The 13,828-nt window shown below is 35.6% G+C and carries 16 protein-coding genes and 1 riboswitch; of the genes, 14 read left to right on the forward strand and 2 right to left on the reverse strand.

Translation table 11 applies throughout. The annotated features are described in order from the left end of the window. Positions 1 to 59 precede the first annotated feature (59 nt). Entirely contained in the window at positions 60 to 605 is a 546-nt protein-coding gene (locus GJE18_RS02540) for a nitroreductase family protein (RefSeq protein WP_107368417.1), read from the forward strand. Between the two features lie 104 nt (positions 606 to 709). Here GJE18_RS02540 and GJE18_RS02545 read toward each other — a convergent pair whose 3' ends face one another. Further along, positions 710 to 1,030 carry a thioredoxin family protein gene (locus tag GJE18_RS02545; protein WP_037566729.1) on the reverse strand — a complete coding sequence of 107 codons (321 nt, stop codon included), beginning with the start codon at positions 1,028 to 1,030 and terminating at the stop codon, positions 710 to 712. A 165-nt stretch (positions 1,031 to 1,195) separates the two neighbouring features. Between GJE18_RS02545 and GJE18_RS02550 the strand changes: the two genes are divergently transcribed. The 7 genes from GJE18_RS02550 to GJE18_RS02580 all read left to right on the forward strand — a co-directional run bounded on the left by GJE18_RS02550 (position 1,196) and on the right by GJE18_RS02580 (position 5,566). Beyond that, the gene (locus GJE18_RS02550) at positions 1,196 to 1,549 is read left to right on the forward strand and encodes an arsenate reductase family protein (protein ID WP_037566730.1); all 354 of its coding nucleotides are present in this window, start codon (positions 1,196 to 1,198) and stop codon (positions 1,547 to 1,549) included. Positions 1,550 to 1,618: 69 nt separating this feature from the next. Beyond that, a complete protein-coding gene (gene gcvH / locus GJE18_RS02555) occupies positions 1,619 to 1,999 on the forward strand; it encodes a glycine cleavage system protein GcvH (RefSeq protein WP_037566731.1) in 381 nt (126 codons plus the stop codon). A gap of 82 nt (positions 2,000 to 2,081) precedes the next feature. Continuing rightward, positions 2,082 to 2,477, forward strand: a complete 396-nt coding sequence (locus tag GJE18_RS02560; RefSeq protein ID WP_060550635.1) for a toprim domain-containing protein — start codon at positions 2,082 to 2,084, stop codon at positions 2,475 to 2,477. Then, a complete protein-coding gene (locus GJE18_RS02565) occupies positions 2,443 to 2,757 on the forward strand; it encodes a thioredoxin family protein (RefSeq protein WP_060550636.1) in 315 nt (104 codons plus the stop codon). The genes GJE18_RS02560 and GJE18_RS02565 overlap by 35 nt, the downstream gene beginning before the upstream one ends. Before the next feature lie 39 nt (positions 2,758 to 2,796). After that, positions 2,797 to 2,903, forward strand: a riboswitch (SAM riboswitch). A 97-nt stretch (positions 2,904 to 3,000) separates the two neighbouring features. Beyond that, positions 3,001 to 4,029, forward strand: a complete 1,029-nt coding sequence (locus GJE18_RS02570) for a methionine ABC transporter ATP-binding protein (protein ID WP_060550637.1) — start codon at positions 3,001 to 3,003, stop codon at positions 4,027 to 4,029. Beyond that, entirely contained in the window at positions 4,022 to 4,717 is a 696-nt protein-coding gene (locus GJE18_RS02575) for a methionine ABC transporter permease (protein WP_037566735.1), read from the forward strand. The genes GJE18_RS02570 and GJE18_RS02575 overlap by 8 nt, the downstream gene beginning before the upstream one ends. Before the next feature lie 24 nt (positions 4,718 to 4,741). After that, the gene (locus GJE18_RS02580; RefSeq protein WP_060550638.1) at positions 4,742 to 5,566 is read left to right on the forward strand and encodes a MetQ/NlpA family ABC transporter substrate-binding protein; all 825 of its coding nucleotides are present in this window, start codon (positions 4,742 to 4,744) and stop codon (positions 5,564 to 5,566) included. A gap of 43 nt (positions 5,567 to 5,609) precedes the next feature. Here the strand turns inward: GJE18_RS02580 and popT are convergent, their stop codons facing one another. Next, positions 5,610 to 6,461, reverse strand: a complete 852-nt coding sequence (popT, locus tag GJE18_RS02585; protein WP_107368415.1) for a polyprenyl-phosphate transporter PopT — start codon at positions 6,459 to 6,461, stop codon at positions 5,610 to 5,612. A gap of 309 nt (positions 6,462 to 6,770) precedes the next feature. Between popT and sufC the strand changes: the two genes are divergently transcribed. The 6 genes from sufC to GJE18_RS02615 all read left to right on the forward strand — a co-directional run bounded on the left by sufC (position 6,771) and on the right by GJE18_RS02615 (position 13,678). Then, positions 6,771 to 7,541 (forward strand): Fe-S cluster assembly ATPase SufC, encoded by a 771-nt coding sequence (gene sufC, locus GJE18_RS02590; RefSeq protein ID WP_060550640.1) that lies wholly within the window; start codon positions 6,771 to 6,773, stop codon positions 7,539 to 7,541. A gap of 21 nt (positions 7,542 to 7,562) precedes the next feature. After that, a complete protein-coding gene (gene sufD, locus GJE18_RS02595; RefSeq protein WP_037566741.1) occupies positions 7,563 to 8,870 on the forward strand; it encodes a Fe-S cluster assembly protein SufD in 1,308 nt (435 codons plus the stop codon). A gap of 116 nt (positions 8,871 to 8,986) precedes the next feature. After that, on the forward strand, positions 8,987 to 10,228 hold the full coding sequence (locus tag GJE18_RS02600) for a cysteine desulfurase (protein WP_060552457.1): 1,242 nt from the start codon (positions 8,987 to 8,989) through the stop codon (positions 10,226 to 10,228). Next, positions 10,218 to 10,667 carry a Fe-S cluster assembly sulfur transfer protein SufU gene (gene sufU, locus GJE18_RS02605; protein ID WP_037566742.1) on the forward strand — a complete coding sequence of 150 codons (450 nt, stop codon included), beginning with the start codon at positions 10,218 to 10,220 and terminating at the stop codon, positions 10,665 to 10,667. The genes GJE18_RS02600 and sufU overlap by 11 nt, the downstream gene beginning before the upstream one ends. A 73-nt stretch (positions 10,668 to 10,740) precedes the next feature. Further along, positions 10,741 to 12,138, forward strand: coding sequence for a Fe-S cluster assembly protein SufB (sufB, locus tag GJE18_RS02610; RefSeq protein WP_060550641.1), 1,398 nt, complete (start codon positions 10,741 to 10,743; stop codon positions 12,136 to 12,138). Positions 12,139 to 12,682: 544 nt separating this feature from the next. Further along, positions 12,683 to 13,678 (forward strand): hemolysin family protein, encoded by a 996-nt coding sequence (locus GJE18_RS02615; RefSeq protein WP_060550642.1) that lies wholly within the window; start codon positions 12,683 to 12,685, stop codon positions 13,676 to 13,678. Positions 13,679 to 13,828: the final 150 nt, after the last annotated feature.

The following is a 13,828-nucleotide window of genomic DNA, read 5'->3' on the forward strand; positions in this document are numbered from 1 at the left end:
AAGCAAGGGTTCCTTAGTTATAATTGATAATGGTTATCAATGAAAAGGGGAAGATGAAGATGGAACTTCAACACGCTATTAAATATCGAAGAAGTATAAAGAAGTTCGATAGAAACATGCATATTGATGAAGATGCAGTAAGGGAGGCTGTTGTGGAGGCAGCAAATGCACCTAATCATGGTATGCGTGAACCGTGGCGCGTGGTTTATGTACCAAAACATAAACTTGGTGAGATGAGTCGTGAAGTCTCACGCTATGCATTTCCACGGGAAAAAGACAAGCAACAAAGTCATTATGATGCGGTAACGAATTTAGGTGGCTTTCTTGCGATTATTATGAAATGTGATGCACGTCAACGGGAAGAAAATGAAAACTATTTAGCGGTTGGGGCATATGCACAAAACTTATTACTTTTGTTATATGAAAAAGGTATTGGTACATGTTGGAAAACGCCGACATATATATTCCATCCAAAAGTAAGAAATGTATTTGGTGTTTTACCTGATGAACGTCTTATTGGATTTATTTATTTAACTGATTTAGAAAGCGATAATGATAAAGAGCCTAAACGTAAAAATAAAGGAATCTATACAGAGTACATTTAATAGATGTACGCGTACGGTTAAAATTGCATATCTATTCATAAAAAAATCGTCTTCAAATTGCTTAAAGTTATTTGAAGACGATTTTAATATGTTCTTTTTTAACGTTAACCTAAACTCTCGGATAAGAATGATTCGACTTGTTCAGGTGATTTTGCGTTGGCTGAATGTAAATGATGCAGCTTTTCGCCATTTTTGAAAATAAGAATACTTGGGATACCCATCACATCGTTTTCGATTGCAGCTTCTTCAACTTCGTCACGATTTACAACAAACCATTCATATTGATTGTATTTTTCAACAATAGGGCTGATCCACATATCCATGGCTTTGCAATCAGGGCACCATCCTGCTTCGAATTTGACGATAACTGTTTCATCTTTATTAATGATTGATTTAAATGTTTCCATGTCTTGAATCTTTTGCATGTTGCATACCTCCACTATGTTATATGTTCTAAATTATAACGGATATCTTAGTCGACGTCATATGTCGTGATTAATAAAAAACAAAATTATGAAAGTAGTATAAAAAATAGTCTAATTTAACAAATTTTGTTATATTTGATATAAGTCAAGCGAGGAGGTTAAAGCATGATTAAGTTTTATCAGTATCCTAATTGTACAACATGTAAAAAAGCAGCTAAATTTTTATCTGAGCAAGGTGTAAGTTTTGAACCTATAGATATCGTTCAGTTAACACCTACGAAAGATGAATTTAAAGATATTGTAGACCGTTCAGGTATTGAAATTAAAAAATTATTCAATACACACGGTGCAAAGTATCGTGAATTAAACTTAAAGGATAAATTAGATACGTTGTCAGATGACGAAAAGTTAGAACTTTTAGCGTCCGATGGTATGCTAGTGAAACGTCCTTTAGCGATTTTAGGTGACAAAGTTACAGTTGGTTTTAATGAACAAGTTTATCGTGAAACTTGGTTATAATAAAATAGTTGATTGATAAAAACATGTGTGTCATGATTATCTTGTAAACAAATATAGGAGGGGATTCAAGTGGCAGTGCCAAGTGAATTAAAATATTCTAAAGAACATGAATGGGTAAAAGTTGAAGGAAATGTTGCAACTGTTGGTATTACAGACTTTGCACAAAACGAATTAGGAGATATCGTATTCGTTGAGCTTCCAGAAGTTGATGACGAAGTATCAGAAGGCGAAACTTTCGGTAGCGTTGAATCTGTAAAAACAGTTTCAGAATTATATTCACCAGTATCTGGTAAAATCATTGAAGTGAATGAAGATCTTGAAGATGAACCAGAAGCTGTAAATGAATCACCATATGAAAAAGCTTGGATGGTGAAAGTTGAATTAAGCGACGAAAGTGAACTTGATGCTTTAATGGATGCACAAGGTTATCAAGAAATGATCGGCGAATAATAATTATTGAACTCCTAGATATTCCTTGGACTATCTTGGAGTTTTTTTGCACTGAATACTATCTTTTTAGAAGGTGAAGACCATGGCGATGATTAATAAAGTAATTGTTGTAGAAGGCAAATCTGATAAAAAAAGAGTTAAGGAAGTGTTATTAGAACCAGTCGATATCATATGTACGCATGGCACAATGGGAATTGAGAAACTAGACAATATGATAGAATCATTATACGGTAAGCAAGTATACATTCTTGTTGATGCTGATGCTGAGGGGCGAAAGATACGAAAATGGTTTTCGAAGTATTTAAGTGAAAGTACAGATATTTTTATTGATTCAACTTATAGTGAAGTGGCACGTTGCCCAAGAGATTACCTCTCAAACGTTTTAGGGCGTCATGGATTTGATGTTAAAACGGATTTTTATGTTAAAGGAAAATATTCATATCATGAGTGTTTCAGAGCAATTGAACAATACATTTAAAGAAAAAAAGCACAATATACACTTAATTTTCGGCTATACTCCGATGTGTGGGACATGTAAAGTCTCAGAACGAATGTTGCATATTGTAAATGAAGTGACACAGTTACCTTTAGAAAAACGCGACCTCAATTTTTATCCTGAATTTAGCCAAGCCTTTGAAATACAATCAGTACCCATTTTGTTAATCATGCGTGATGACAAAGAAGTGGACCGCATTTATGCTTTTCAGTCTGTCCCATTTTTATTAGAAAGATTGAAAAAAGTGATTGACGAAACTTGAGGATAATGATAAGATTTAAACAATTCAATATTCAGAAAACTCTTATCTAGAGTGGTGGAGGGATGTGCCCTATGAAGCCCGGCAACCGTCTATATTTAGAAATGGTGCCAATTCACATAAAGTATCTTTACTTTTGAAGATGAGAGAAACGCATCGGAATCTATGCTTTCTCTTATTTTTATATAGGAGAAAGCTTTTTTTATTCTGATATTTGATGATTTGCAACACATAAGGGGGAGCAATATGATTGAGCTTAAGGATATCGTCAAACAGTACGAGAGCAAATCCAAATCCGTTTTAGCTGTTGATCACGTTAATTTAACAATCAATAAAGGTACCATATTTGGTATTATCGGTTTTTCTGGAGCGGGTAAAAGTACGTTAGTGCGATTATTTAATTATCTTGAAACACCTACATCAGGTGATGTCATCATCGGTGGAGATCATATAGGGAAATTGAGCAAACGTGCTTTAAGGTATAAGCGCCAAAAGGTGAGTATGATCTTCCAACATTTCAATTTACTATGGTCACGCACGGTGCTTGACAATGTATTATTTCCATTAGAAATTGCAGGCGTTTCTAAACGAGAGGCTAAGTTAAAAGCTTTAGAACTCATTGAACGAGTTGGATTAAAGGGACGTGAACACGCCTATCCATCAGAATTGTCCGGGGGACAAAAACAACGTGTGGGTATTGCAAGGGCGCTGGCAAACGACCCGGAAGTATTACTCTGTGATGAAGCAACAAGTGCACTTGATCCACAAACAACAGATGAAATACTTGATTTACTCATTCAATTGAAAAAGGAACAAAATTTAACGATTATTATTATCACTCATGAAATGCATGTCATTCGTCGTATTTGTGATGAAGTGGCAGTAATGGAAGATGGAAAGGTAATTGAACAAGGTAAAGTATCTGAAGTTTTCGAAAATCCAGAACATTCTGTCACTAAGCGTTTTGTTCAAGAAGATCTTCAACCTAATGCTGAGTTTGAGGATATTTCAGGCCTTGTAAAATTAAATTCAAATGACAAGCTCGTTAAACTTAACTTTTCAGGTGAAGCAACAACACAACCTATCGTTTCATATATCTCAAAAACACATGACGTTGAGGTAAATATTTTAGAGGCTAATATTAAACATTCTAAGTCAGGTGCCATCGGATTTATTGTTTTACATATTCCAAATGTTGCGCAAGCAGACTTTGAACAACTGACACATGATTTAGAATTGAAACACATTGAAGTAGAGGTGATTGCACATGGGTAAGAGTTTTGGCGAAATATTACATGAAATGATGACAATGCCAAATGTACGTTGGCCAGAGGTCTGGGTTGCAACATACGAAACGCTCTATATGACAATCATTGCTACACTATTTTCTTTTATATTTGGGTTAATAACAGGAGTCATATTATTTTTAACATCAAAAAGTAAATCTAAAATCGGTCGTATATTTTATAATATCGTGTCATTTTTCGTTAATTTATTTCGAGCGATTCCATTTATTATACTGATTCTATTATTGATTCCATTTACAAGTTTGATTTTAGGAACAATCAGTGGTCCAACAGGTGCATTACCTGCATTGATTATTGGTGCTTCACCGTTTTACGCACGTCTTGTCGAGATTGCTTTAAAAGAAATTGATAAAGGGGTTATTGAAGCGGCTTGGTCAATGGGGGCAAACACATGGACAGTCATTCGAAAAGTTTTAATTCCAGAATCGCTTCCGGCTTTAATTTCTGGCATCACTGTTACAGCCATTGCTTTAGTAGGTTCAACAGCTGTTGCGGGCGTCATAGGTGCAGGAGGTTTAGGGAATTTAGCGTATTTAACAGGTTTTACACGTAACCAAAATGATGTCATTTTAATATCAACCATTTTAATTTTAGTTATCGTCTTCGTTATTCAATTTTTGGGAGATTGGACAACGAATAAAATAGACAAACGATAAATATAGGACAAGGAGAATGTAAAAATGAAAAGATTTTTATCAATTGCATTAATTTTAGTTTTATCAGTCGTATTAGCAGCTTGTGGGAATGATTCAAAAAGTGGTGATAAAGAAGATAAAAAAATCGTGGTAGGTGCTTCACCAGCGCCACATGCTGAAATTTTAGAACAGGCAAAACCATTATTAGAAAAAGAAGGTTATGACTTAGAAATTAAAACTATTAATGATTACACAACACCGAATAAATTATTAGATGCTGGAGAATTAGATGCGAACTTCTTCCAACATACCCCTTACTTAGATACTGAGAAAAAAGATAAAAAGTATAAAATTGAATCTGCTGGCAATGTACACTTAGAACCTATGGCTGTTTATTCACAAAAACATAAAAGTTTAAAAGATTTACCTAAAGGTGCTGAGATTTTCGTTTCAAACAACCCTGCAGAACAAGGTCGATTCTTAAAATTCTTTGTAGATGAAGGACTTATTAAAATCAAAAAAGGCGTTAAAATCCAAGATGCGACATTTGATGACATTGTAGAAAACAAAAAAGATATCAAATTTAATAATAAACAAGCGGCAGAATTTTTACCAAAAACGTACCAAAATAATGAAGGAGACGCAGTTATCATTAACTCTAACTTCGCGATTGAGCAGAAGTTAAATCCTCAAAAAGATTCTATCGCAGTTGAAAAAGCAGATAACAACCCATATGCAAATTTAATTGCTGTACAAGATGGACATAAAGATGACAAGAAAATCAAAGCTCTAATCAAAGTTTTACAGTCTGATGACATTAAAAAATTCATTAAAGACAAATATGACGGTGCTGTCACACCAGCTGAATAAAGCAAAATGCCTTGATCACAATAAGCGTGATCAAGGCATTTTTTTATGAATCTGCCGAAAAACGACCTAAAATATAACTCACAATGAAACCTAAGATTAACGTTGAAATAGATACTATCCATGTTAAGCCAGAAGTTGGCAAACCAGGAAATACAGAAAATAATGACCCAATAACTAAGCCTAAGATAGCAGCATAGGTGAAGTACGTATAGTGTGTGAGTAAATATTTGATTAATTTACTCGCAACAATAAATCCGACAAGTACGCCAAAACCGACTAACATAATAACGGGTAACGCTTGAAAGTTAAGGCGAACAACCTCTGATATTGCAAATGTAACCGTGCTATATACGCCAAGTAATAATAAAATGAATGAGCCTGAAATACCAGGGAGTAACATGGCGCTTGAGGCTAATATCCCAGCAACAAAATATTTGATGAGCATAGGTGCTGATAAATCGATGTGTGTTGGTGCTGCGTGTGATGTATCTCCCTTTAAAAATGCCATTGCTGCAAGTAATAACGTAAAAAGAACGACAATTATCCAGTGCGATGCTTTAAAAGTTTTATTGTAATGAGAAATTCTTAATAAAAATGGAATCACACCAATGATTAATCCTGTAAAGAAAAACATCGTTGGTACTTGGTGATATGCTAATAAATAATTAATAAGACTGCTTAATATACCAATTGCTAATCCCATTCCAATAATAATAGGAAGTAAAAACATCATACTTCGTTTAAAGTTTTTTGAGAAAATACCACTTACTGAAGCAATAAAATCATCATAGATGCCAAGAAGTAAAGCAATCGTTCCGCCGCTAACGCCAGGGATTAAATCGCTGACACCCATAGCAAAACCACGAGGAAGATTTGAAATTTTAAATCGAGCCATAATCAAACGTGTTCCTTTCTTAATAGGATTACTTTATATTAACTGAAATGTCATATTACAACAATACATTTGAATACGCAACGATGATCCTTTCTGATTGAGAACAAGCCATTGTCTATTATCAATAACTTTTCTAATTACAGTAAAAAAATGATTCGAAAATAAACCGCTTTTTTCAACCCTAAATGTTTTATAATTCCCGTTATTTTCGTTATAATGAGCATTTAGAAAGATTAGAAATCCTTTTGACGTTACTTTAAAATTATTATAAACTAGTTATTGTAATCTAACTTTTTGGAGGGAATAGTAATGCCATCAACATTAGAAATTAAAGACTTACATGTGTCTATTGACGATAAAGAGATTTTAAAAGGGGTTAACCTAACGATTAAAACGGGTGAAATCCATGCCATTATGGGACCAAATGGTACGGGTAAATCTACGCTATCTTCAGCTATTATGGGTCATCCTTCATATGAAGTGACTCAAGGTGAAGTGTTATTAGACGGCGAGAACATTTTAGAGATGGAAGTTGATGAACGTGCTAAAGCTGGACTCTTTTTAGCAATGCAATATCCATCCGAAATTACAGGGGTAACGAATGCGGACTTTATGCGTTCGGCAATCAACTCACAACGTGAAGAAGGTCAAGAAATCAACTTAATGCAATTCATTAAAAAATTAGACAAACATATGGATTTCTTAGACATGGATAAAGATATGGCACAACGTTATCTTAATGAAGGATTCTCAGGTGGAGAGAAAAAACGTAACGAAATCCTTCAATTAATGATGTTACAACCTAAATTTGCTATTTTAGATGAAATTGACTCAGGTTTAGATATTGACGCATTAAAAGTTGTTTCTAAAGGTATCAACGAAATGCGCGGTGATGAATTTGGTTCACTTATTATTACGCACTACCAACGTTTATTAAACTACATTACACCAGACCACGTACATGTAATGTATAACGGTATCGTTGTAAAATCAGGTGGTGCTGAATTAGCCAAACGCCTTGAAGAAGAAGGATACGAGTGGGTTAAAGAAGAATACGATTCAGTAGTAGCGAACCAATAATCATCTTAGGAGGAAATAAGTATGACGACTGAAACATTAAATATTTCTGAAGCTCAACTTGTTGATTATTCACAAGCGCACCACGAACCTTCTTGGATGACACAATTGAGAAAAGATGCATTGAAACAATCTGAGTCTTTAGAAATGCCAAAACCAGATAAGACAAAAATTGATAAATGGGATTTTGACACTTTTAAACAACATGAAACGACAGGTAGCACTTACGAAAACCTTCAAGATCTCCCTAAAGAAATTGACCGTATTATTAATGTTGAAGCAAGTGAGAACTTAATTATTCAACATAATAATACGCTAGCATACTCAAAAGTGAATGCGAAAGCGAAAGAAGACGGCGTCATTATTGAACATATAAGTGAGGCGCTCCAAAATCATAGTGACCTTGTAGAAAAATATTATATGAAAGATGCAGTTACTATCGATGAACATCGTTTAACAGCATTGAATGCGGCCCTTATGAATGGTGGGGTATTTGTTTATGTACCGCGTAACGTCGTTGTTGAACATCCAATTCAATACGTGGTTTTACATGATGATTCACAAGCAAGTTTCTTCAATCATGTGATTTTAGTTACTGAAGAAAGTGCTGAAGTGACTTATGTTGAAAACTACCTTTCTACGGTTTCTGGCGAAGGTTGCCAGGTTAATATTATTTCTGAAGTTATAGCTGGTGCAAATTCCAAAGTTGCTTATGGTTCCGTAGACTTTTTAGACAAAGGATTCACGGGTCATATTATTCGTCGTGGTACAACTGCTGCAGACGCTACGATTAACTGGTCGCTCGGTCTTATGAACGAAGGAAATCAAATCATTGACAACACTACAAATTTAATTGGTGATCGTTCAACATCAGATTTAAAATCTGTAGTAGTCGGCCGTGGGGAACAAACAATTAATTTAACATCTCGTATCGTTCAATATGGTAAAGAAACAGATGGCCACATTCTTAAACATGGTGTAATGAAAGAAAAAGCGTCATCTATCTTTAACGGTATTGGGTACATTAAACATGGTGGTTCAGGTTCTTCAGCAAATCAAGAATCACGTGTATTAATGTTATCTGAAAATGCACGTGGCGATGCGAATCCAATTCTTTTAATTGATGAAGATGATGTAGAAGCAGGACATGCTGCTTCAGTCGGGCGCGTTGATCCTGAACAACTTTATTACCTTATGAGCCGTGGTATTTCACAACATGAAGCAGAACGTTTAGTTATTCACGGTTTCTTAGATCCTGTTGTACGTGAACTTCCAATTGAAGATGTTCAACGTCAATTAAGAGAAGTTATCGAACTTAAAGTCGGTAAATAAGCATTTGAATGAAGTATCAAAAGTGGCCTTATATAACATACGTTTAAGCGCCACTTTGTTACATTTTAGTTTTAGGATAATGTCAGTAACTATTTGGAGAAAGGTCTGTGATAACAGTGACCGAAACACAATTTGATGTTGAAGCAATTATTAAAGACTTTCCCATATTAAAGCAAAAGATCAATGGGAAACGACTGGCTTATTTAGATTCAACTGCGACAAGTCAGAAACCGCAACAAGTGATTCAAGCCATTGATGATTATTATCATCGCTACAATTCAAACGTGCATCGTGGGGTACACACTTTAGGCTCACTTGCTACAGATGGTTATGAAGGTGCACGTGAAACTGTACGTCGATTTATACATGCGACATACTTTGAGGAAATTATTTTTACACGTGGCACTACAGCGGCAATTAATCTTGTAGCACATAGTTATGGAGATGCACATATTCAAGAGGGTGATGAAATTGTTGTCACTCAAATGGAACACCATGCGAATATTGTGCCATGGCAACAACTGGCTAAGCGTAAAAACGCAACACTTAAATTTATTCCAATGACTGAATCAGGGGAATTAACGATTGAAGCTGTTCAAGAAACGATAACAGATCGAACTAAAATTGTTGCAATCGCGCACGTTTCCAATGTATTAGGAACAATCAATGACATTAAGACCATTGCCCAAATCGCACACGAACATGGCGCAATCATTGCAGTAGACGGTGCGCAATCAGTGCCTCATATGAAGGTGGATGTTCAAGATTTAGATGTCGACTTCTATAGCTTTAGTGGTCATAAAATGCTTGGACCGACTGGTATAGGTGTTTTATATGGTCGCCGTGCGTTATTAAAAGACATGGAACCGATTGAGTTTGGTGGCGATATGATAGATTTCGTAGGACTTCATGAAAGTACTTGGACTGATTTGCCAACGAAATTTGAGGCGGGTACGCCATTAATTGCGCAAGCTATAGGATTGAAAGCCGCGATTGAATATTTAGAACGCATCGGCTTTGATACGATACATGAACATGAAGCAGAGATAACAGCGTATGCTTATGATAGAATGTCTGAAATTGATGGTATAGAGATATATGGCCCAGATAAAGATAAACGTGCAGGTATCATCACATTTAATCTTAAAGATGTACATCCTCATGACGTTGCGACTGCTTTAGATACAGAAGGTGTTGCAGTACGTGCGGGTCACCACTGTGCGCAACCTTTAATGAAATGGTTGAACGTTTCGTCAACAGCACGTGCAAGTTTCTACATTTATAATACTAAAGAAGATGTAGACCAACTTATAGAAGGGTTGAAACAAACAAAGGAGTTTTTCTCTTATGAATTTTAATAATCTTGATCAATTATATCGTTCAGTGATTATGGATCATTATAAAAACCCACGCAACAGAGGTGTTATAGAAGACGGCACAATGACTGTTGATATGAACAATCCAACTTGTGGGGATAGAATACGACTCACTTTTGATATTGTAGATGGCATTATTAAAGATGCAAAATTCGAAGGTGAAGGGTGCTCGATTTCGATGTCAAGTGCATCTATGATGACAGAGGCGATCAAAGGACACAGTCTTAAGGAAGCCATGGAAATGAGTCAAGAATTTACAAAAATGATGCTCGGTGAAGATTATGTCATTACTGACGACATGGGTGACATTGAGGCATTACAAGGTGTATCTCAATTCCCAGCACGCATCAAGTGTGCCACTTTAGCATGGAAAGCACTGGAAAAGGGTACAGTGGAACAAGAAGGCAAAATAGAAGAATAAACGTAACTAGAACCGCGTTAGTATAGAGTGTATCGATAAAGATACAAAAATGAGTGAATAGGAGTGATCGTTGATGGCTAAAAAAGCACCTGATGTAGGCGATTATAAATATGGATTCCACGATGAAGATGTGTCGATTTTTAGATCTGAACGTGGATTAACAGAAAATATCGTACGTGAAATTTCAAATATGAAAGATGAACCGGAATGGATGTTGGACTTCCGTTTAAAGGCATTAAAATTATTTTATAAAATGCCGATGCCACAATGGGGTGGAGATTTATCTGAATTAGATTTTGATGATATTACGTATTATGTTAAACCGTCTGAGCGTTCTGAACGTTCTTGGGACGAAGTGCCTGAAGAAATTAAACGTACATTTGATAAATTAGGTATTCCGGAAGCGGAACAAAAATATTTAGCAGGTGTTTCTGCGCAATACGAATCTGAAGTTGTATACCATAATATGGAAAAAGAACTTGAAGAAAAAGGTATTGTGTTTAAAGATACGGATACAGCATTAAAAGAAAATGAAGACTTGTTTAAGAAGTATTTTGCATCTGTTATTCCTGCGGGTGACAATAAGTTTGCAGCATTAAACTCTGCGGTTTGGTCTGGTGGATCATTTATTTACATTCCTAAGAATGTTAAATTAGATACACCATTACAAGCATACTTCCGTATTAACTCTGAAAATATGGGACAATTTGAACGTACGTTAATTATTGCTGATGAAGGTGCATCAGTGAACTATGTAGAAGGATGTACTGCACCTGTGTACACGACAAATTCATTACACTCTGCAGTTGTTGAAATTATCGTTCACAAAGACGCCCACGTACGTTACACTACAATCCAAAACTGGGCAAACAATGTTTATAACCTTGTTACTAAACGTACACTAGTTCACGAAAATGGTAACATGGAATGGGTTGACGGTAACTTAGGTTCAAAATTAACTATGAAGTACCCGGCTTGTGTACTTGTTGGTGAAGGTGCAAAAGGTAGCACGTTATCAATTGCATTTGCTGGTAAAGGACAAGTACAAGATGCTGGTGCCAAAATGATTCATAAAGCACCGAATACATCTTCTACTATCGTCTCTAAATCCATTTCTAAAGATGGCGGTAAAGTAGTGTACCGTGGTATTGTACACTTTGGTCGTAAAGCCAAAGGTGCACGCTCTAATATCGAGTGTGACACGTTAATTTTAGATAATGAGTCAACATCAGACACAATCCCATACAATGAAATCTTTAATGACAATATCTCCTTAGAACACGAAGCGAAAGTATCAAAAGTGTCAGAAGAACAACTTTTCTACTTAATGTCTCGTGGTATTTCAGAAGAAGAAGCAACTGAAATGATTGTTATGGGCTTCATTGAACCATTTACAAAAGAATTGCCAATGGAATATGCCGTTGAAATGAACCGATTAATTAAGTTCGAGATGGAGGGCTCTATTGGTTAATCAAATATGATTGTATCAACGCTTTACGGTTATTCATAAAGCGTTGATACTTTTTTAATTTATTAGTAATATCTGCCGGTGCATGGAGACGTTGGGAATGAAATGCGTTACGTCTTCAGTACACCAATGGGCATGCATGAATAGGTGATCAATAGTGTAAGGTGCGTAAAACTTGGAAAGCCCATGCGTCATCCAGTCATCTATTGCCTTTTACTTCGTGAAAGCTATTTAAAGAGTTCTGTGTTCAAAGTGAATTTTGATTTCGGCTTGATGTCTCAGAAGTCTCGCCTAAGGAAACAAATAAAACAATAGATTAATTCTGCTTGCTTTTTGGTTAGAAGGGCGCTATGTTTTGCCCTCGTTAACCTATTCAACTTTTTAAATGATGACGTACCTCGCATAAAAAATCAGAATGTTATCAGTGTATCTATAAAGATGTATGGTAAAATACTGGTGGTACGACATTTTATGTTTTATCAGACGAAATAATGTCAAAAAATTTTAAGTAGCTGAAATTTGGACGTATCGGAAGGAGAACTGCTTAATGATCATTGCGATCATTGTATTAATTTGTGTATCTTTTTTCTTTTCAGGTAGTGAAACGGCACTGACCGCTGCGAATAAAGTGAAATTACAAGCGGAAGCGGATGCGAATCAAAAGTCTGCAAAATTATTGAAATTATTAAATAAACCGAGTGAATTCATTACAACCATCCTTATAGGGAATAATATCGCGAATATCCTTTTACCCACATTGGTGACCATTTTAGCTGTAGATATGGGTGTCAATGTCGGTGTGGCTTCAGCGGTGTTGACGGTTGTCATTATTTTATTTGCGGAAGTCATACCTAAATCAATAGCGGCAACGATACCTGATCCTATTGCAAGACTTGTTTTTCCTGTTATACACATTTTTGTGATTTTATTTAAGCCATTAACAAAAATATTAAATTTGATTACGGATACGATTAACCATTTGATTACACGTGGCCGTGATCAAGAGGGTATGTCGAAGGAAGAAGTACGCGCAATGGTTTCGATTGCTGGTAGTGATGGTGCGTTTAATGAAATTGAAAAAAATCGTATTCAAGGTGTTATTAATTTCGATCGTTTGAAAATTAATGATGTGAATACGACACCTCGTGTCAATGTTACCTCTTTGAGTGTCGATGATGATTATAATGAAGTTTACGATGTTGTAATGAATCATCCATACACACGTTATCCTGTATATGAAGGGGATATTGATCATGTGGTAGGCGTTTTTCATTCAAAATATTTACTTGCATGGAGCCAAACACCTGAAAAATCATTGCGAGAATTTTGTTCTGAACCTTTATTTGTCTATGAACATAATCACGCAGAATGGGTACTGCGTAAAATGACGGTGACCCGAAAACATTTAGCCATTGTTATTGATGAATACGGTGGTACGGATGCGATTGTTACTCATGAAGATTTGATTGAAGAGATGTTAGGTATGGAAATTGAAGATGAGATGGATCGTGTTGAAAGTAAAATGGTAGAACAAGTGCGTTAAAGCTTACCCTTACAATATACAATTTAAGGTGACACGCCTTTTGTATCAATGTATAAAATGATTCGAGACTAGGGCGAAAAGACGTCCTAGTCTTTTTTCGATAACGTTACCATCTTATTTTGCATATTAGGTTATCACGGGGTGAATGCG

Origin of the sequence: Staphylococcus agnetis, from assembly GCF_011466855.1 — a bacterium.
GTDB classification, from domain to species: Bacteria; Bacillota; Bacilli; order Staphylococcales; family Staphylococcaceae; genus Staphylococcus; species Staphylococcus agnetis.